Origin of the sequence: Streptomyces sp. NPDC002580 (assembly GCF_042889485.1) — a bacterium.
Classification (GTDB): domain Bacteria; phylum Actinomycetota; class Actinomycetes; order Streptomycetales; family Streptomycetaceae; genus Streptomyces.
In genome coordinates, this window is record NZ_JBIAQZ010000010.1 from 333,564 (window position 1) to 349,546 (window position 15,983).

At 73.2% G+C, this 15,983-nt stretch carries 15 protein-coding genes and 1 pseudogene; 6 read left to right on the forward strand and 10 right to left on the reverse strand.

Going from position 1 to position 15,983, the window contains the following annotated elements:
* Positions 1-52: 52 nt before the first annotated feature.
* From ACFYW7_RS29585 to ACFYW7_RS29595, 3 genes are all read right to left on the reverse strand, one after another.
* Entirely contained in the window at positions 53-898 is an 846-nt protein-coding gene (locus ACFYW7_RS29585) for a spermidine synthase (protein WP_389507851.1), read from the reverse strand.
* Positions 899-1,058: 160 nt separating this feature from the next.
* Complete coding sequence (gene tuf, locus ACFYW7_RS29590; RefSeq protein ID WP_389507853.1) at positions 1,059-2,234, reverse strand: elongation factor Tu; 1,176 nt, start codon at positions 2,232-2,234, stop codon at positions 1,059-1,061.
* Positions 2,235-2,592: 358 nt separating this feature from the next.
* Positions 2,593-3,327: a DNA alkylation repair protein gene (locus ACFYW7_RS29595; protein ID WP_389507855.1), complete on the reverse strand. Its 735-nt coding sequence runs from the start codon at positions 3,325-3,327 to the stop codon at positions 2,593-2,595.
* Between the two features lie 49 nt (positions 3,328-3,376).
* Between ACFYW7_RS29595 and ACFYW7_RS29600 the strand changes: the two genes are divergently transcribed.
* Entirely contained in the window at positions 3,377-4,195 is an 819-nt protein-coding gene (locus ACFYW7_RS29600; protein WP_389507857.1) for a TVP38/TMEM64 family protein, read from the forward strand.
* A gap of 137 nt (positions 4,196-4,332) precedes the next feature.
* Here ACFYW7_RS29600 and ACFYW7_RS29605 read toward each other — a convergent pair.
* Positions 4,333-5,504, reverse strand: a pseudogene (locus ACFYW7_RS29605) (thiolase family protein).
* Positions 5,505-5,673: 169 nt separating this feature from the next.
* Between ACFYW7_RS29605 and ACFYW7_RS29610 the strand changes: the two are divergent.
* Positions 5,674-6,144 (forward strand): winged helix-turn-helix transcriptional regulator, encoded by a 471-nt coding sequence (locus tag ACFYW7_RS29610; RefSeq protein WP_389507859.1) that lies wholly within the window; start codon positions 5,674-5,676, stop codon positions 6,142-6,144.
* Positions 6,145-6,390: 246 nt separating this feature from the next.
* Here ACFYW7_RS29610 and ACFYW7_RS29615 read toward each other — a convergent pair whose 3' ends face one another.
* From ACFYW7_RS29615 to ACFYW7_RS29625, 3 genes are read right to left on the reverse strand one after another with little or no spacing between them, the layout of a single operon-like run.
* Positions 6,391-7,158 carry a cupin gene (locus ACFYW7_RS29615; protein WP_389507991.1) on the reverse strand — a complete coding sequence of 256 codons (768 nt, stop codon included), beginning with the start codon at positions 7,156-7,158 and terminating at the stop codon, positions 6,391-6,393.
* The gene (locus tag ACFYW7_RS29620) at positions 7,152-8,093 is read right to left on the reverse strand and encodes a PmoA family protein (protein ID WP_389507861.1); all 942 of its coding nucleotides are present in this window, start codon (positions 8,091-8,093) and stop codon (positions 7,152-7,154) included. The genes ACFYW7_RS29615 and ACFYW7_RS29620 overlap by 7 nt, the downstream gene beginning before the upstream one ends.
* Positions 8,090-9,373, reverse strand: a complete 1,284-nt coding sequence (locus ACFYW7_RS29625) for a Gfo/Idh/MocA family protein (protein WP_389507993.1) — start codon at positions 9,371-9,373, stop codon at positions 8,090-8,092. The genes ACFYW7_RS29620 and ACFYW7_RS29625 overlap by 4 nt, the downstream gene beginning before the upstream one ends.
* 693 nt (positions 9,374-10,066) lie before the next feature.
* On the opposite strand from ACFYW7_RS29625, the gene ACFYW7_RS29630 reads away from it, so the two are divergent.
* Positions 10,067-10,942, forward strand: coding sequence for an undecaprenyl-diphosphate phosphatase (locus ACFYW7_RS29630; protein ID WP_389507863.1), 876 nt, complete (start codon positions 10,067-10,069; stop codon positions 10,940-10,942).
* A gap of 153 nt (positions 10,943-11,095) precedes the next feature.
* On the opposite strand, the gene ACFYW7_RS29635 is transcribed toward ACFYW7_RS29630, so the two are convergent.
* A complete protein-coding gene (locus ACFYW7_RS29635; protein ID WP_389507865.1) occupies positions 11,096-11,560 on the reverse strand; it encodes a hypothetical protein in 465 nt (154 codons plus the stop codon).
* A 198-nt stretch (positions 11,561-11,758) separates the two neighbouring features.
* Between ACFYW7_RS29635 and ACFYW7_RS29640 the strand changes: the two genes are divergently transcribed.
* Positions 11,759-11,938 (forward strand): hypothetical protein, encoded by a 180-nt coding sequence (locus ACFYW7_RS29640; protein ID WP_389507867.1) that lies wholly within the window; start codon positions 11,759-11,761, stop codon positions 11,936-11,938.
* Between the two features lie 133 nt (positions 11,939-12,071).
* Here the strand turns inward: ACFYW7_RS29640 and ACFYW7_RS29645 are convergent, their stop codons facing one another.
* Positions 12,072-12,521: a hypothetical protein gene (locus ACFYW7_RS29645; RefSeq protein WP_389507869.1), complete on the reverse strand. Its 450-nt coding sequence runs from the start codon at positions 12,519-12,521 to the stop codon at positions 12,072-12,074.
* Positions 12,522-12,690: 169 nt separating this feature from the next.
* On the opposite strand from ACFYW7_RS29645, the gene ACFYW7_RS29650 reads away from it, so the two are divergent.
* Both ACFYW7_RS29650 and lnt read left to right on the forward strand, forming a co-directional pair.
* On the forward strand, positions 12,691-13,176 hold the full coding sequence (locus ACFYW7_RS29650; RefSeq protein WP_389507871.1) for a nuclear transport factor 2 family protein: 486 nt from the start codon (positions 12,691-12,693) through the stop codon (positions 13,174-13,176).
* 147 nt (positions 13,177-13,323) lie between these two features.
* Positions 13,324-14,910: an apolipoprotein N-acyltransferase gene (gene lnt / locus ACFYW7_RS29655; protein WP_389507873.1), complete on the forward strand. Its 1,587-nt coding sequence runs from the start codon at positions 13,324-13,326 to the stop codon at positions 14,908-14,910.
* Here lnt and ACFYW7_RS29660 read toward each other — a convergent pair.
* Positions 14,828-15,739: a Gfo/Idh/MocA family protein gene (locus ACFYW7_RS29660; protein ID WP_389507876.1), complete on the reverse strand. Its 912-nt coding sequence runs from the start codon at positions 15,737-15,739 to the stop codon at positions 14,828-14,830. The genes lnt and ACFYW7_RS29660 overlap by 83 nt on opposite strands.
* Positions 15,740-15,983 lie beyond the last annotated feature (244 nt).

A 15,983-nucleotide genomic window follows, 5' to 3' on the forward strand; every position in this document is an offset into this window, starting at 1 on the left:
CGCCGCGCCGCGCGTACACGCGCCCGGTCGCCGTGTCCGCGTCCCGTGCGGGTCAGCCGATCCCGAAGGATCCGCCCGGCGGCTCCGGTGACGGAACGGCGTCCGCGTCGCCCACCGGAGCGGCCCCGCCGATGAACTTCCTTACCCCTGAGCCGTGTTCGACGCGTGCGGGGAAGGCGTCGGCGGCGGTACGACGGGCCAGGGCCGCCGTGTCGAGCGGTCGGTGGGAGGCCACGAGCACCGCGTTGCCGAAGCGCCGCCCGCGCAGCACACCGGGTTCGGCGATGAGGGCGATCTCCTCGAACACCGTCGAGAAAGTGGCGAGTTGGGAGCGGAGGAACGCGAAGGGCGCGGCGTCCGCCAGGTTGGCGAGGTAGACGCCGTCCGGGCGCAGCACCCGCTCGGCGGCGCTCGCGTAGGCGGTGGACGTCAGATGCGCCGGCACGCGCGAGCCGCCGAAGACATCGGCGATCAGGACGTCGGCGGAGTCGGGGTCGGCGGCTTCGATCCAGGCGCGGGCGTCGGCGCGGTGCAGTTCGATGCCCGAGCCGCCGGGGACCGGCAGGCACTCGTCGATCAGGGCCAGCAGACCCTTGTCCGCCTCCACCACGTCCTGTCGCGAACCGGGCCGGGTGGCCGCGACGTAGCGGGGCAGCGTCAGCGCCCCGCCGCCGAGGTGCAGCACGTCCAGGGCGCGGCCCGGCTCCGCCACCGTGTCCAGCGCGTGCCCGAGGCGCCGCGTGTACTCGAACTCCAGGTGTGTCGGCTCGTCCAGGTCGACGTACGACTGGGGCGCGCCGTCCACGGTCAGCAGCCACGCCCGCTCGCGGTCCACGTCGGGCATCAGCTTGGCGGTCCCGTGATCCACGGCCCGCGTCACGGGTATCGGCTCGTCCACGGGTCCATTGTGCCGTCCGGGCGCTCCCGTCGACGGCCGAGGAGGCCGGTGCCGGTCCTCGGCCCTGGGCTCCGGCCGAGGACCGGGGAGCCGGGCCGGCGAGAACGGGTGCCCGCCCTCTCGCGCGGGCACCCGTCGCCGGCGTACCGGAGGCCGGACGTCAGCCGACCGAGGTCACCGTCCCCGCGCCGACCGTCCGGCCGCCCTCGCGGATCGCGAAGCCGAGGCCCGGCTCCAGCGGCACCTCGCGGCCGAGCTGGACCGTCATGGTGACGGTGTCGCCGGGCCGGGCGACGGCCTGCTCGCCGAGGTCGACGTCGCCGACCACGTCCGCGGTGCGGATGTAGAACTGCGGCCGGTACCCGGTGGAGACGGCCGTCGTCCGGCCGCCCTCCCGTGTCGACAGGACGTACACCCGCGCCGTGAAACGACTGCTGGGTACGACGCTGCCGGGCGCGGCGGCGATGTGCCCGCGGCGGACCGCGTCGCGGGGCACGCCGCGCAGCAGCAGTGCCACGTTGTCGCCGGCCTGCGCCTCCTCCATGGGCTTGCCGAAGGTCTCCAGGCCGGTGACCACGGTGTCGACGCCGGCGCCGAGCACCTCGACGCGGTCGCCGACGTGGACGGTGCCGCGCTCCACGGCTCCGGTGACGACGGTTCCCCGCCCGGTGATGGTGAGCACGTTCTCGACCGGCATCAGGAACGGCGCGTCGAGGTAGCGCTCGGGCATCGGCACGTAGGTGTCCACCGCGTCGAGCAGCGCGTCGATCGCCGCCGTCCACCGCGGGTCCCCCTCCAGGGCCTTGAGGCCGGACACCCGCACGACGGGTACGGAGTCGCCGCCGTAGCCCTGCGAGGAGAGCAGCTCGCGGACCTCCAGCTCCACGAGGTCGGTGAGCTCCTCGTCGCCCGCGTCGGCCTTGTTGAGGGCGACGACGATGTGGTCGACGCCCACCTGCCGGGCGAGCAGCACGTGTTCGGCGGTCTGCGGCATGATCCCGTCCAGCGCGGACACGACGAGGATCGCCCCGTCGAGCTGGGCCGCGCCCGTGACCATGTTCTTGACGTAGTCGGCGTGGCCCGGCATGTCCACGTGCGCGTAGTGCCGGGTGTCGGTCTCGTACTCGACGTGCGCGATGTTGATGGTGATGCCGCGCGCGGCCTCCTCCGGCGCCCGGTCGATCCGGTCGAACGGGACGTACGTGGAGCCGCCGGAGCCGCGCTCGGCGAGGACCTTGGTGATGGCGGCGGTCAGGGTGGTCTTGCCGTGGTCGACGTGACCCATGGTGCCGATGTTCAGGTGCGGTTTGGTGCGCACGTAAGCGGTCTTGGGCATGGCTGTACCTCGAAGCCTCTGCGATGTCAGCGGAGCTGAGTGATGGCCCCGGCGCTACGGGCCGGGACGGGGACCCCGAAGGACTGCCGACCCTCCCCCTGCGGGGTCCGCCGGACAATCCGGGAAGGGTCAGCTTCGGGCGCCGCCGACGGCTGCCGCGATGATCGGGACGGCAGCCTTCGGCGCATCCGCGACCGCGGATGCTGCCAGGAGGAAGGTGTGCCGGAACATGAGGAGATCATCGCCGACGGGTCCGTCCACGTCGAATGGTTTTCGGCACCCCGTGGAGCGCCCCGGCACGCCCGGTGCGGCCGGTGCGCCAGGGGTTCACGGGTCCCGGGGAAGGCCGGCGGGTGCCTCAGGGCCCGATGTTCTTGAGCGCCTCGCGCACGGACAGCGGCGCGAGCCTCTCCCCCTCCGCGGCGACGAAGTCCCGTACCGCCCGCGGGTCGGTCTTCGCGTATTCGCGCAGACACCACCCGATGGCCTTCCGGACGAAGAAGTCGGGGTGGTCGGACCGGCGGACGCAGTAGGCGAAGAGACGCCCGGTGTCGGTGGCGTCCTTGTGGCGGAGCTGGTGGAGCAGCGCGGTGCGGGCGACCCACAGGTCGTCGTCCTCGATCCAGACGTCCATGTCCGCGCGCAGCTTCGGATCCGCGGCGACCAGGCCTCCCACCACATGCGCGGCCAGCGCGTCGACCGTGTCCCACCAGGGGTCGGTCGCGACGAGCCGGCGGGCCGTCGGCAGGAAGCCCGACGACAGGCAGCGCACGTGACGGCGCAGGTAGTCGACGGCGAAGTAGCGGTACTCGCGCTCGGGCAGTTCCCAGCAGCGCAGCGCGATCGCGGCGCAGTCCGACTCCGCGGGGCGCGCGGTGCCCAGGAGCACGGTCCGCGACAGGGCGCGGCGCTCGGGGGTGGCCAGCCCGAGGAAGGGAGCGATGTCCTTCATGTACGCGCGCATCGACGTGGCCCGTCGGGCATCGGCACCCGTCGGGTAGACAGCCGTGAGCCGTTCCAGCACGGTGTCCGCGAGGGCGCTGTCCGGCGCTTCGAACCGCGCACCAGACGTTCCGGAAGCTGTGACGCCCATGAGACGACCATACGGCGATCACACACCCGGTTCGGCTAGTGTCACCAAAATGCTCGATGCCACCACCCGCTCTGGGGGCACCGCCACGGCCACTCCCCAGGCCGCCGCCACGGAGCTCGCCGTCGCCGCCGACCTGGTCGTCGCCCCGGAGACCGCCGTCGCCGCACCCGTGTTCCCGACCGCCGCCCGCACCGGCCCGGCCGGACCGTTCCTGAGAGCGCTGCTCTCGCCCTGGGCGCGGTTCTCCCTGCTCGTCGCGCTGCTCGCGGCGGCCGCTTCGAGCGTGCTGCTCTTCGAACCGCAGCGGCTGCTGGCCGACGGCTGGCCGCCCCAACTCGGCGGTGCGGCGGCGGCCCTGGCGTTCGGACTGGCCTACGGTCTGTGCACGGTCGCCTTCGTGCCCCGGCCCCTGCTCAATCTGGCGGCCGGCGCGCTGTTCGGCTCCCAGCTGGGGCTCGCCACGGCTCTGGCGGGGACGGTGCTCGGCGCCGGTGTCGCCTTCGGGCTCGGCCGGCTCCTCGGACAGGACGCGCTGCGGCCGCTGCTGCGGGCCCGCTGGCTGAAGGCCGCGGACGGCCAGCTCAGCCGGCACGGCTTCCGTTCGATGATGGTGGCCCGGCTGTTCCCGGGCGTGCCGTTCTGGGCGGCCAACTACTGCGCCGCCGTGTCCCGGATGGGCTGGCCGTCCTTCCTGCTCGCGACGGCGCTCGGCTCGATCCCCAACACCGCCGCGTACGCCGTGGCCGGCGCCCGCGCGTCGTCGCCGACCTCCCCGGCCTTCCTGATCGCGATGGCCTTCATCGCGGTCCCCGCCCTCGCCGGAACGGCGGTGGCCTGGCGCAAGCGCCACCACCTGCGCGGCCGCTGAGGCCCACCGTCCGCCACGAGGTCCACGACACCCCGACGACTACGCCCGCGGCCCGTCGGCCACCAGGACGGCGGCCGGCACGACGACCGACACGACGGCCACGACCGGCACGCCGAACAGGCCGGGCACGCCCGCCGTCATCGCACGGCTTCCAGGATCATCGCGTTGGCCAGTCCGCCCGCCTCGCACATCGTCTGCAGCCCGTAGCGGGCCCCGCGGGCCCGCATCGCGTGGACCAGGGTCGTCGTGAGACGGGTACCGCTCGCGCCGAGCGGGTGGCCGATCGCCAGCGCGCCGCCGTGCACGTTGACCTTGGACAGGTCCGCGCCCGTCTCCTCCCGCCAGGCGAGGACGACGGCGGCGAAGGCCTCGTTCACTTCGAAGAGGTCGATGTCGGCCAGTTCCAGCCCTGCCCCGCGCAGCACCTTCTCGGTCGCGGGGACCACGCCGGTCAGCATCAGCAGCGGGTCCGAACCGGTGACGGCGAAGCTGTGCAGGCGGGCGAGGGGGCGCAGGCCGAGGCGGGCGGCGGTCTCGCTCGAGGTGATGAGCACGGCGGACGCGCCGTCGTTGACCGGGCTCGCGTTCCCCGCCGTGACGGACCAGTCGATCTGCGGGAAGCGCTCGCCGAACGCGGGGTCGTAGTAGGCGGGCTTCAGCCCGGCGAGTACGTCGGGAGTGGTGCCGGGGCGCACGCTCTCGTCCCGGGTGACGTCCTCCAGCGGTGCGACCTCGGCGTCGAACAGGCCGCCGCTCCACGCCTCGGCCGCCTTGCGGTGCGAGTCCACGGCGAAGGCGTCCATCCGCTCGCGGGTGACGCCCCACTTCGCGGCGATGAGTTCGGCGCTGATGCCCTGCGGCACCAGTCCCCCGGGGTAGCGCGCGGCGACACCGGGACGAAGGGATCGGCGCCCGCCGGCACGTTGGACCACATCGGCACCCGGCTCATGGATTCCACGCCGCAGGCCACGACCAGGTCGTACGCCCCCGACATGACGCCCTGCGCGGCGAAGTGCACGGCCTGCTGCGACGACCCGCACTGGCGGTCCACCGTGGTCGCGGGCACCGTCTCGGGGAATCCCGCCGAGAGCACGGCGTACCTGGTGGTGTTCATGGCCTGCTCGCCGACCTGGTCGACCGTGCCGCCGATGACGTCGTCGATCAGCGCCGGGTCGACTCCGGAGCGCTCGACGAGGGTGCGGAGGGTGTGGGCGAGGAGTTCCACGGGGTGGACATGGGCGAGGGAGCCGTTCGGCTTGCCCTTGCCCACGGGGGTGCGTACGGCTTCGACGATCACGGCGTCACGCATGGGTTGCCTCTCAGGTCTCTCGGTCTCTCGGGTCTCTGAGGTCGGGGAACCGGCGGCCGGGCGGCGGATCCCGTCTTCGAACGGAGTGAGTTTGGTTTTCCAACTCGCCAAGTGACCCGAGAGTAACCCAGCGAGTTGGAATATCCAACCCACTCCGTAGACTGAGGTCATGAAGGATCCCCGCCCCTGCTCGATCGCCGCGACGCTCGCCCTCGTCGGCGAGAAGTACTCCCTGCTGGTCCTGCGCGAGGTGTCGCTCGGGGCCACGCGCTTCGATCAGCTGGTGCGCAACACCGGCGCCCCGCGTGACGTGCTGACGACCCGGCTGAAGCGCCTCGTCGACGCCGGACTGCTGGAGAAGGCGGAGTACAGCGACCGTCCCAAGCGCTACGAGTACCGGCCCACGCGGGCCGGTCTCGAACTGGAACCCGTCCTGCTCACGCTGATGGCCTGGGGCGACCGGCACCTCCAGGAGGGCGGCTTCCGGCCGATGGTCCTGGAGCACACCTGCGGCCACGAACTGGTTCCCCAGGTCGTCTGCCGGGAATGCGGGGAGCGGGTCGAGCACGACGCCCTCACGGCCCACCCGCAGGCCCCGGGCTGGACGGTGACGGGACCCGCCGAGCACGCGGGGCGGTGACGTCGAGCCGGTGCCGGGGCGCGGGCACGGACCGAGGGCGGCGCACCTCGCGCACGGCCGGGAGTCCGCACGCCGACCCTTCGTGGGCGAGGCGTACGGGTCACCGCCCGTGCCCACGGTCGGGACACCGCGCCTGTCGCCCCCTCGCGGGCGAGGCCGTACGGGTCACCGCCGCCCGTACGGGTCACCGCCCGCCCCCTCGCGGAGCACGGCCGCACGTCGTTCCCGGCCTCCTCGTCGTCGAGGTCAGGGGTCCGGCGCGTCACCTCCGCGACGGGGCCGCACGCCCCGCTCCGTGGCCTCGTAGACGTCGAGCAGTCCGCACATCCCGAACCGGCCTCGCGCGAAGGGCCGTTCGGCCCGCACGACGGCGTCGGCGAGATGCGAGACGTCGCCCTGTTCCAGTCGGCCGAGCTGGTCCCCCGTGGCCGCCGCGGAGGCTTCGGCGCCGCGCCTCCAGCGCTCGCGCCACTCCGCGAGGCGCGGTCGCACCAGCGCGGCGGCGGCCCGGTGGAACGCCGCGAGCGGCGCGGGGCCGTCCGCCTCGCGCAGCGCGCGGTACCCCTCCAGCGCGAGATCACGACGGTCGCGGGCGAAGCGGGCCTGCTCCTCCTCGGGCGCGTCCGCCGGGACGAGGGTGGCCGCCGCGTACGTGCCGGGATCGGTCAGGTACTCCGGGGGCAGGGTCATGACCGCGTCGCCCGCTTCCGGCAGCCCGCTGTTCTGCATGAGCACCGTGACGCGCAGGCCGTCCGCGTTGACGAGCCGGTGGATCGTGCCCGGGGTGAACCAGGCGACCGTGCCGGGCGCGAGCGGCGTCACCCCGTACCCGGACGCCGTCAGCGTCTGGACGGAGCCGTGTCCGCCCGTGACGACGTACGCCTCCGAACAGGTCAGGTGGAGATGGGGAGTTCCGCCGGCCGCGCCGTCGAGCGCGGGCCAGTCGTACACCCGCAGGTGGGACACGGCGACGGCCCCCGGGAGTCCCCCGAAGCCGGGCGTCGCGCTCACCAGGGGTGCTCCGCCAGGTACTTGACGATGTCGTCGCGTTCCCAGGCCCCCTCGGCGACGACCACCCGGTAGCGACGGGCGAGCGTGTCGCCGGGTGCGAGCACCAGTTCGTCGAAGAAGGCCGGGGACGGGGCGACCGCGGCGAAGGGCTCGTTGCGCACGAACCAGTGGGCCGGGTGGGCGCCGCCCGCCCCGGAGTGGTCGTTCTCGGGCGCGTGGGCGAAGACGAGGGTGGCGTGCCCGTCGCTGCCGTCGTGCTCCGCCGAGTACGCGAGCCACGGCGCCTGCCTCCCCATCAGGCCGGGCCCCTCGGAGTCCGGTCCGATGACCCGGCCGCCCCGGAAGGCCCGTGGCCCGCGCCAGAACAGGCCCGTGTAGCCGGCCATCTCCCGCCCCGCGGTGGTCGGGCTGCCGAGGCGCAGGGGCTCCTCGCGCCGGTTGGTGACCGCCGAACTCCAGGTCAGCGCCCAGGAGCCGGCTCCGGGATCGACGTCGTGAACCTCGACGCGGCGCTCCTCCTCGGCCCACAGCTCACCGTCGTACGGATGCCAGGTGAGCCGCTCGGCGATGAGCGCCCCGGAACCCTCCCCGGCGACCTTCTCGAAGGTGACGTGCGCCATCGACCCGACGCGTTCGGGGAGTTCGAGATACCCCTTCCCGTGGACGTACGTGTTGCCACCCCACAGGTTCTGGCCGGACAGGTGCGAGGCCGTCATCTGGAGGCCCTTGTGCCAGCGGTGGTCGTTCGGGCGGTAGCCCGTGACCACGTCGCCCGCCAGCGTCCGCAGGGGATGCAGATACGGCTTCGGGGACTCCCAGGCGGCCTCGGGACGGTAGACGTAGGTCAACAGGTCGACGCCGGTGGAGACTTCGGCGATCGCGATCCGCTCCCCGTGCGTGTGGACGATCCGCAGGCCGCCCGCCGATGCCTCGCTCATGCCCGGACCTCCGCACCGGCGGCCGGCGAAGGCGCGGCCCCGAGCCGTTCGCCCCCGCCGGCCCCCTCCGGCCGCCCGGCGGTGTCCGGCCCCTCCGACCCGCCGTCCGCCTCCGACCGCTCGTTCCCGTCGGGCCCCCCGGGACTCCCGAGGGCTTCCGGACCCTCGGGGGCCCAGCCGGGCGCGCCGCCGTGCAGCGCCGTGTAGTACGGGTCCCCCGGCCCGATCTCCCCCGCGCGGACGGTCGTGTCCGTGAACGCCGACTTGTAGAGCGCGGTGATCAGCTCCAGGCTGGTCCGCCCGTCGGCACCGCTGCTGCGCGGCCGTTCACCCGCCCGCATGCTGGCGACGAGTTCCCGCAGCTGCGCGAGGTGCGAACTGGGCACGTCCGGGCCGAAGTCCCGCCAGGCGGCGGCCTCGGCCTCCGGCACGTCGGGCGCCGGGGTGATCCGCCAGTCGTCGTTCCCGTGGCCGTACAGATGGGTCAGCTCGACCGTGGCCCGCTCGCAGTCGACGCGGACACGGCTGACCTCGTCGGGACTCAGGACGCTGTTGACGACGGTCGCCAAGGCGCCGTTCGCGAAGCGGACCAGGGCGGTCGAGACGTCCTCCGTCTCCACGTCGTGCACCAGGCGCCCGGCCATCGCCCGCACCTCGGTCCACGGCCCCAGCAGATCCAGGAGCAGATCCATCTGATGGATGCCGTGCCCCATCGCCGGGCCGCCGCCCTCGGTCGCCCAGCGGCCCCGCCAGGGAACCGCGTAGTAGGCCGCGTTCCGGTACCAGGTGGTCTGGCAGTGCGCGACGAGCGGCCGGCCCAGGGCGCGTTCCGCGATCAGGCGCCGTACGTGCCGGGCGCCCGAGCCGAAGCGGTGCTGGAAGACGATCGCGGCGTACGGCCCGCCGTCCGTGCCCTCCGCCGCCTCGACGGTGTCGAAGTCGGCGAGCGTCGGAACGGGCGGCTTCTCGCACCACACCCACGCGCCGGCCCGCAACGCGGCGACGGTCTGCTCCCGGTGCAGGGTGGGCGGGGTGCAGACGGCGACCAGATCGGGCCGCCGCTCGCCGAGCATCCGCTCCAGATCGGTGTACGCGTACGGAATGCCCGCCTCGGCACAGAAGTCCCGGACCGCGTCCCCGGCGATGTCCACCGCGGCGACGATCTCCGTCTCGCCCTCCTCGGCGAGCCGGGCGAGTGCGGGAAGGTGACACCCCCGCGCGATGGCTCCCACGCCGACGACGGCGGCCCTGATACGGCGGCCCGGGAAGGGGGTGTCCATAGGTCTCGCGGTGGTCGCGGTACTCGCGGCGCTCGCCCTGCGCGCCGTGCTCGTGGCGGCACAAGCGGTATCGGCGGTATCGGCGTGCGCCACGTTCGCGGCGTCGCCCGGCGGGGTCATGGGGGCGATCGCGTGGGGGGATGCGGTCATCTACCTGATCAGCGCTCCATCGAACCTGAAGTCGGACGTCGGCCAACGCGTGTCACCACCGGCCGGATCCGCCCCGGCGGGAGCAAGCGCTTTCTCTTCCGTCGCAACGTAAGCGGCGGCCCGTCGGCCGGTCAACACCCCACCCATCGCGCCGCGACGCCCCGGCATCGCCCCGCATCCGCACCGGCGCCCACCCGTCCCCGGGACTCGGCAGACCTCCCCGTGGCGGCCCTGAGCCGTACCGGGGCCGAAAAGGGTCCGACCTCGCACCGCAGGCGGCCCGACCTCGGGCCGACGCCGACCCGGCCCTGGACCGACGACCGACCGCCCCGGCCCCGCCGCCGACGACTCCGGAGCCCGTCACCAGGGAAGACGAGGTCCGGCACCCGTACCGCGAGGGGTCTCCGACCCCTCTGCGAAGCCCCTGTGGGCGGGCTGTCGCGGGCGGACGCTACGCTGCCCTCTACGCCCGTGATCACCTCGCACCGCGATCCGGTGTTCCCATCACCCCTTCCGCGATCAGCACTTGGACCACGTAACTTCATGTCTTGGTTTGAATCCCTCATCCTCGGACTCGTCCAGGGGCTGACCGAATTTCTTCCCGTCTCCTCCAGCGCGCATCTGCGGCTGACCGCCGCGTTCGCGGGCTGGGAGGACCCCGGGGCGGCTTTCACCGCCATCACGCAGCTCGGCACGGAGGCCGCGGTCCTGATCTACTTCCGCAAGGACGTGGGAAGAATCCTGTCGGCGTGGTTCCGCTCGCTCACGAACAAGGCGATGCGCGGCGACCACGACGCGCAGATGGGCTGGCTGGTGATCGTCGGCTCGATCCCGATCGGCGTGCTCGGGGTCACGCTCAAGGACCAGATCGAGGGACCGTTCCGCGACCTGCGGGTCACCGCCACGATGCTGATCGTCATGGGCGTCGTCCTGGGCGTCGCCGACCGGCTCGCCGCACGCGACGAGACGGGCGGGAAGCACCGGGCCGCCAAGCAGCGCAAGACACTTGAGGACCTGAACACCAGGGACGGCCTGCTGTTCGGCATCTGCCAGGCGATGGCCCTGATCCCCGGCGTCTCCCGGTCCGGCGCGACCATCAGCGGCGGCCTCTTCATGGGCTACAGCCGCGCGGCGGCGGCCCGTTACTCCTTCCTCCTCGCCATGCCGGCCGTCCTCGCCTCCGGCACCTTCGAGCTCAAGGACGCGGCCGAGGAGGGCCATGTGTCCTGGGGCCCCACGATCTTCGCGACGATCATCGCCTTCGGCGTCGGCTACGCGGTGATCGCGTGGTTCATGAAGTTCATCTCGAACAAGAGCTTCATGCCGTTCGTCTGGTACCGGATCGCGCTCGGCATCCTCATCATCGTGCTGGTCAGCACGGACGTCCTCAGCCCTCACGCGGCCGAATCCGCGGGCTGACCGGTCCGCCGGGCTCCCCCGAGCGCCGGTCCGCGGATCCCGCGGGCCGGACGCGTCGATCAAGGTGGCGCTCGGCACACCACCGAAGACGTACCAGCTCACAGAGCTGTAGGCCGTCTGGCCGAACGCCCCTGCCGACCGCGGCGGGGGCGTTTACCGTGGGCTCCCCGAATGAAGGTGGAACATGCCGAAGGAAGCGACGCCGGGCCGGTTGGGCACGGAAGCGCGGAGTGTGAAGTTCCCGGACGGCAGCCGCGGGATCATCCTCGTGAAGGCGGGGATTCCCCAGCACGAGGCGGACGCGCTCGCGGCACGGGTCTGGGCGGAGCGGTCCGAGGCGGCCAGGCCGAACGGCTGAGCCCGCGACAGTCCCCGGACCCCTCCGGACGGGGCCTGTCGGCTGCCTGCCCACCCGCTCGCGAGCCGGGTCCTCCCCGATCCGGCCGCCGCCGTCATGTCGCGGAGCGGGCCTGCGACGCCCGCGACGCCCGCGAGCGACTCCGACGGGATGTCGTGGACGAGGGCGACGGCGTCCGGCCAGTGGTCCCGCTCGACCACCCGCTCGGCGGGCGCCCGCCCGGCCACGATGTCGCAGAACGCACAGACCGGTCCGGCCATGGCGTTTCCCCCTGGGGCGGGCGGCGACAGGACCCGCCACCCCTGTCGGGACAAGGTCCGGAGCGGGCGGCCGAGGCCCCAGGAACGGGAGTTCAGCGGTACGGCGAGGGGCCGGTCTCCCGAGCCGTGACGAAGCACATACGACTTGCGTAGTCGCCCGGTAGCGCAGTGTCAGTCCTTGCCCCTAGGCTGAGGCGCATGTCCCCCGATCTCGCTTCGTCTGGTTCCGTGCGCTCTGCCGCCGCGTTGAACGAACAGATCCGCTCCCTGTGGACACGGGCGGGCGGCTCCCTGTCGTCACAGGAACGCGCGGAGTACGAACTGTTGGTCGTGAAGTGGGCCGAGGCGATCCGCGGGGAGATCACCGAGGCGGCGTGAGGCCGTTCGCGCCGCGGACCGAGGACGTCCAACGCCCGGGGGCGGGGCTGGACTCCGAGGGGAGCGCCGCGGGCCGACCGGGGGGACCCGGCCCTCCGACGGTGTCGGGGAACGGACGTCCACGGGGGACGGCTCATCCCTGGAGCTTCATGCCCTTGGGCGAGGTGAGGCCCTTGTCGGGGTGGGCCCGGAACGTCGCCGTCCGGACGGTGGGCGGGCAGGCCGCGCCGTTGGGGTGCTGTTCCGTCAGCCTGGCCCGGGCGCTGTCCTCGACGACGGTGTCACCGCTCTTCACGGACGTCACGGTGAGCCGTACCGGCAGGGTGGACGCACCGACGTCGTCGGAGAGGCGGATCCCCATCCGGAGGAACGGGTCGTCGGGACCACCCGACGACCGCGTCTTGCAGGTGCCGTCCACGCACAGCCGTATCCTCGCCGCGTCGAGGCCGCCGAAGTCGGCGGGCCGCCACAGGAGGGCGACCTCCGAGTCCGCGTCCGCCCGGGTGCACGGCGTATCCGGGCCGAGAAGCGAACACCCGGTCAGGGCCACCGCCAGCAGCGGTACGAGAATTGTTCGGCGCATGCCAGGGCACGTTACCCACGCCGGGAAGAGCACGATTCACCGGCCCGGTGGGTGCACGAGCCGGTACCGGCGCCGGCTCGGACCGTGCCTGCGGATGAACTTCCGCCCGGTCGTCGAATATCCCCGCACAGCCCTTGGCGTGGCAGGCCCCGTGGCCAACACTGAGCCGATGACTCAGCGTGTGGAGCTCGCGACCGTGCTGGACCGGTTCGCCGTGGACGAGATCGTCACCGCCTACGCGGTGGCGGTGGACGACGGCGACTGGGAGGCGTACCGGGGGCTGTTCACGTCGGACGGACGCGCCGACTACCGCTCGGCCGGGGGCATCGAGGGCGACGCGACCGAGGTCACCGGGTGGCTCTCGGAGAGCATGGAGCTCTTCGCGATGCGTCAGCACCTGATCGTCAACCGGCGGGTGCGGTTCGGCGTCCTGGACCAGGACGCCGGGGACACCGCCGAGGTGCGCGCCGACTACATCAATCCGATGAGGTTCGCGGGACAGGACGGCGAGTCCACCGCGCCCGACTTCGTGTGCGGCGGACGCTACGCCTTCGACCTGGTCCGCACGGGCGAGGGCTGGCGGCTGCGCCGGGTGACCGTCCAGGAGAAGTGGCGCCGGATGCCGCGACCCCGGCACGCGCCCGCGACCACCTGAGCCCCTCCGGTCCCTCACCACGTGGCCGCCCGCCCCGCCTCCCGGGGCGCCTGCCCCGCGACGCGCCCCCTCCCGGTCTCCACGCCCCCTGTCGGAGATCGTCGGCGACGCGCACACTGGAGGGACCACCGGGGAGGGAGGCGGAGGATGAAAGGGTCCGACCGTGGGTTCGGACGATGGCTGGTCTCCCCCTGGCGGCGCGGTGTCGTCGCCGCGCTGGCGGGCGCGCTGCCCATGCTGGCCTTCCCCGCTCCGTCCTGGTGGTGGTTCGCGTACGTCGCGATCGTCCCCTGGATCCTGCTGATCCGCTCGGCCCCGACGGGCAGGCGCGCCGCGTACGACGGCTGGCTCGGCGGCCTCGGTTACATCCTCGCCGTGCACCACTGGCTGCTGCCGAGCCTGCACGTCTTCACCGTGGTCATAGCCGCGCTGCTCGGCACGCTGTGGGCGCCGTGGGGCTGGCTGGTCCGGCGGTTCCTGGCCGGGGTGCCGTCACCTGGCCAGGTCTGCGCCGCCCTGCTCGTCCTGCCGTCGGGGTGGCTCGTGGTGGAGCTCGCCCGGTCCTGGCAGGGCCTCGGCGGCCCCTGGGGTCTGCTCGGATCGAGCCAGTGGGACGTGGCGCCCGCCCTGCGGCTGGCCTCCGTGGGCGGGGTGTGGCTGATCAGCTTCCTGGTGGTGTCCGTCAACGTCGCGGCCGCCGTGCTGGTCGCGGTGCGCGAGTCCCGCAGGCCCGCCCTGGCCGGACTGCTCGCGACGGCCGCCGCGACCTCGGCGGCCTGGATCTGGTCGCCGCGTCCGGACGTCGACGGCCGGGTGCGGATCGCGGTCGTGCAGCCCGGGATCGTGGACGGCGGCGCCAGCGGCGACAGGCGGTTCGCGCGCGAGGAGGCGCTCACCCGGCAACTCGCGGGACAGGGTGCCGACCTGGTCGTCTGGGGCGAGAGCAGCGTCGGATCCGACCTGGCCGAACGGCCCGACCTGGCGCGCCGGGTCGCGGCACTGTCCCGTGAGGTCGGCGCCGACATCCTCGTGAACGTCGACGCGCGCCGGTCCGACCGGCCCGGCATCTACAAGAGCTCGGTCCTGGTGGGGCCGCAGGGCACGACCGGGGACCGCTACGACAAGAGGCGGCTGGTCCCGTTCGGCGAGTACGTGCCCGCGCGCGCCCTGCTCGGCTGGGCCACCTCCGTGGGCAAGGCGGCCGGCGAGGACCGGATGCGGGGCACCGAACAGGTGGTGATGAACGTCGGGCAGGGGCTGCGGGTCGGCCCGATGGTCTGCTTCGAGTCGGCGTTCCCCGACATGAGCCGCCACCTCGCCCAGGACGGCGCCGAGGTGCTCGTCGTGCAGTCCTCCACGTCGAGCTTCCAGCACAGCTGGGCACCGGAGCAGCACGCGTCGCTCGCCGCGCTGCGCGCCGCCGAGACCGGCCGCTCCATGGTGCACGCGACGCTCACCGGCGTCTCGGCCGTCTACGGTCCGAGCGGTGAGCGCGTCGGTTCCTGGCTCGGCACCGACGCGAGCGGGACGGTGCTGTACGAGGTGCCGGTGGCCCGGGGGGTCACCCCGTACGTCCGGTTCGGCGACTGGCCGGTGCACGCCGCTCTGCTCGTGCTGGCCGCGCTCTGCGTGACGGAGGGGGCGCGCACGCTCAGGCTGCGGCGGACCTCTCCTGAACCGCTCGTACCACCCGCTCGCACAGCTCATGAGTCGCCAGCGCGTCCCGGGCGCTGAGCACCTTTCCCGCGCGCACGGCGTCGAGGAACACCAGGACCGCCTGCTCGATGCCGCGCTGCCGGGCCACCGGAACCCAGTCCCCGCGGCGTCGCACGGTCGGCTGCCCCTTGTGGTCGATGACCTCGGCGAGGTTGACCACCTGTCGCTTGGTGTCCTGGCCCGAGACCTCGAGGATCTCCTCGCTCGATCCGCTGAGCCGGTTCATCACGCCGAGTGCCGTGAACCCGTCCCCGGCGAGCTGGAGGACGACGTGGTGCAGCAGCCCGTCCTCGGCGCGCGCCCGGACCGTCACGTCGTCGACGGGACCCGGCACCAGGAAGCGCAGGGTGTCGACGACGTGGATGAAGTCGTCGAGGACCATCGTGCGGGGCTTCTCGGGCAGGCCCGTGCGGTTCTTCTGCATCAGGATCAGCTCGCGCGGGTGCTCGACGCATTGGGCGTATCCGGGTGCGTACCGCCGGTTGAAGCCGACCGCGAGACTGATGTTCCGCTCCTCGGCGAGCCGCACCAGCCTTTCCGATTCGGCCAGTTCGTACGCGAGCGGCTTGTCGACGTACGTCGGTACGCCCGCTTCCAGCAGGCGGGTGACGATCTCGGGGTGGGCGACCGTGGGGGCGTGCACGAACGCCGCGTCGAGGTCCTGTGCGAGCAGGTCGTCCAGGCCGGTGTGGCGCTGTGCCGGCGGCAGCCGGAGCGTGTCGGCGACCCGGTCGAGCGTGGCCGGCGTCCGCGTCTGCAGATGCAGCTCGATCCCGGGCTGCACGCCCAGCACCGGCAGGTACGCCTTCTGCGCGATGTCGCCGAGTCCGATGCAGCCGACCTTCACGGAGATCTCCTTCGGTTGCCGACGCGGGTTCCGTCGGAAGCATACGGCCGCCACCACGGCCACCGGCCGGCGATGCCGCCGAACCTCCGCGCGAAATTCGTGGGCCCGGACCGGGCGTGACCACCGAGGTCGCGCGGGGCACCGCCGACGCGGTCGTCCGCCGTGCCGTTCCGGGCCCTCCGGAGACCGTTCGGGTGACGGCGGCCGTGCGGCGTCCCGGTGCCGGTCCCCCTCGGGTCGAACC

Excerpts from the sequence above, each read along its gene's own strand:
- lnt (WP_389507873.1), top strand. The coding sequence starts at position 13,324 with ATGAAAGGGTCCGACCGTGGGTTCGGACGATGGCTGGTCTCCCCCTGG.
- ACFYW7_RS29625 (WP_389507993.1), bottom strand. The coding sequence starts at position 9,373 with ATGGACACCCCCTTCCCGGGCCGCCGTATCAGGGCCGCCGTCGTCGGC.
- ACFYW7_RS29650 (WP_389507871.1), top strand. The coding sequence starts at position 12,691 with ATGACTCAGCGTGTGGAGCTCGCGACCGTGCTGGACCGGTTCGCCGTG.
- ACFYW7_RS29630 (WP_389507863.1), top strand. The coding sequence starts at position 10,067 with ATGTCTTGGTTTGAATCCCTCATCCTCGGACTCGTCCAGGGGCTGACC.
- ACFYW7_RS29640 (WP_389507867.1), top strand. The coding sequence starts at position 11,759 with ATGTCCCCCGATCTCGCTTCGTCTGGTTCCGTGCGCTCTGCCGCCGCG.
- ACFYW7_RS29610 (WP_389507859.1), top strand. The coding sequence starts at position 5,674 with ATGAAGGATCCCCGCCCCTGCTCGATCGCCGCGACGCTCGCCCTCGTC.
- ACFYW7_RS29645 (WP_389507869.1), bottom strand. The coding sequence starts at position 12,521 with ATGCGCCGAACAATTCTCGTACCGCTGCTGGCGGTGGCCCTGACCGGG.
- ACFYW7_RS29620 (WP_389507861.1), bottom strand. The coding sequence starts at position 8,093 with ATGAGCGAGGCATCGGCGGGCGGCCTGCGGATCGTCCACACGCACGGG.
- ACFYW7_RS29600 (WP_389507857.1), top strand. The coding sequence starts at position 3,377 with ATGCTCGATGCCACCACCCGCTCTGGGGGCACCGCCACGGCCACTCCC.
- ACFYW7_RS29635 (WP_389507865.1), bottom strand. The coding sequence starts at position 11,560 with ATGGCCGGACCGGTCTGTGCGTTCTGCGACATCGTGGCCGGGCGGGCG.
- ACFYW7_RS29595 (WP_389507855.1), bottom strand. The coding sequence starts at position 3,327 with ATGGGCGTCACAGCTTCCGGAACGTCTGGTGCGCGGTTCGAAGCGCCG.
- tuf (WP_389507853.1), bottom strand. The coding sequence starts at position 2,234 with ATGCCCAAGACCGCTTACGTGCGCACCAAACCGCACCTGAACATCGGC.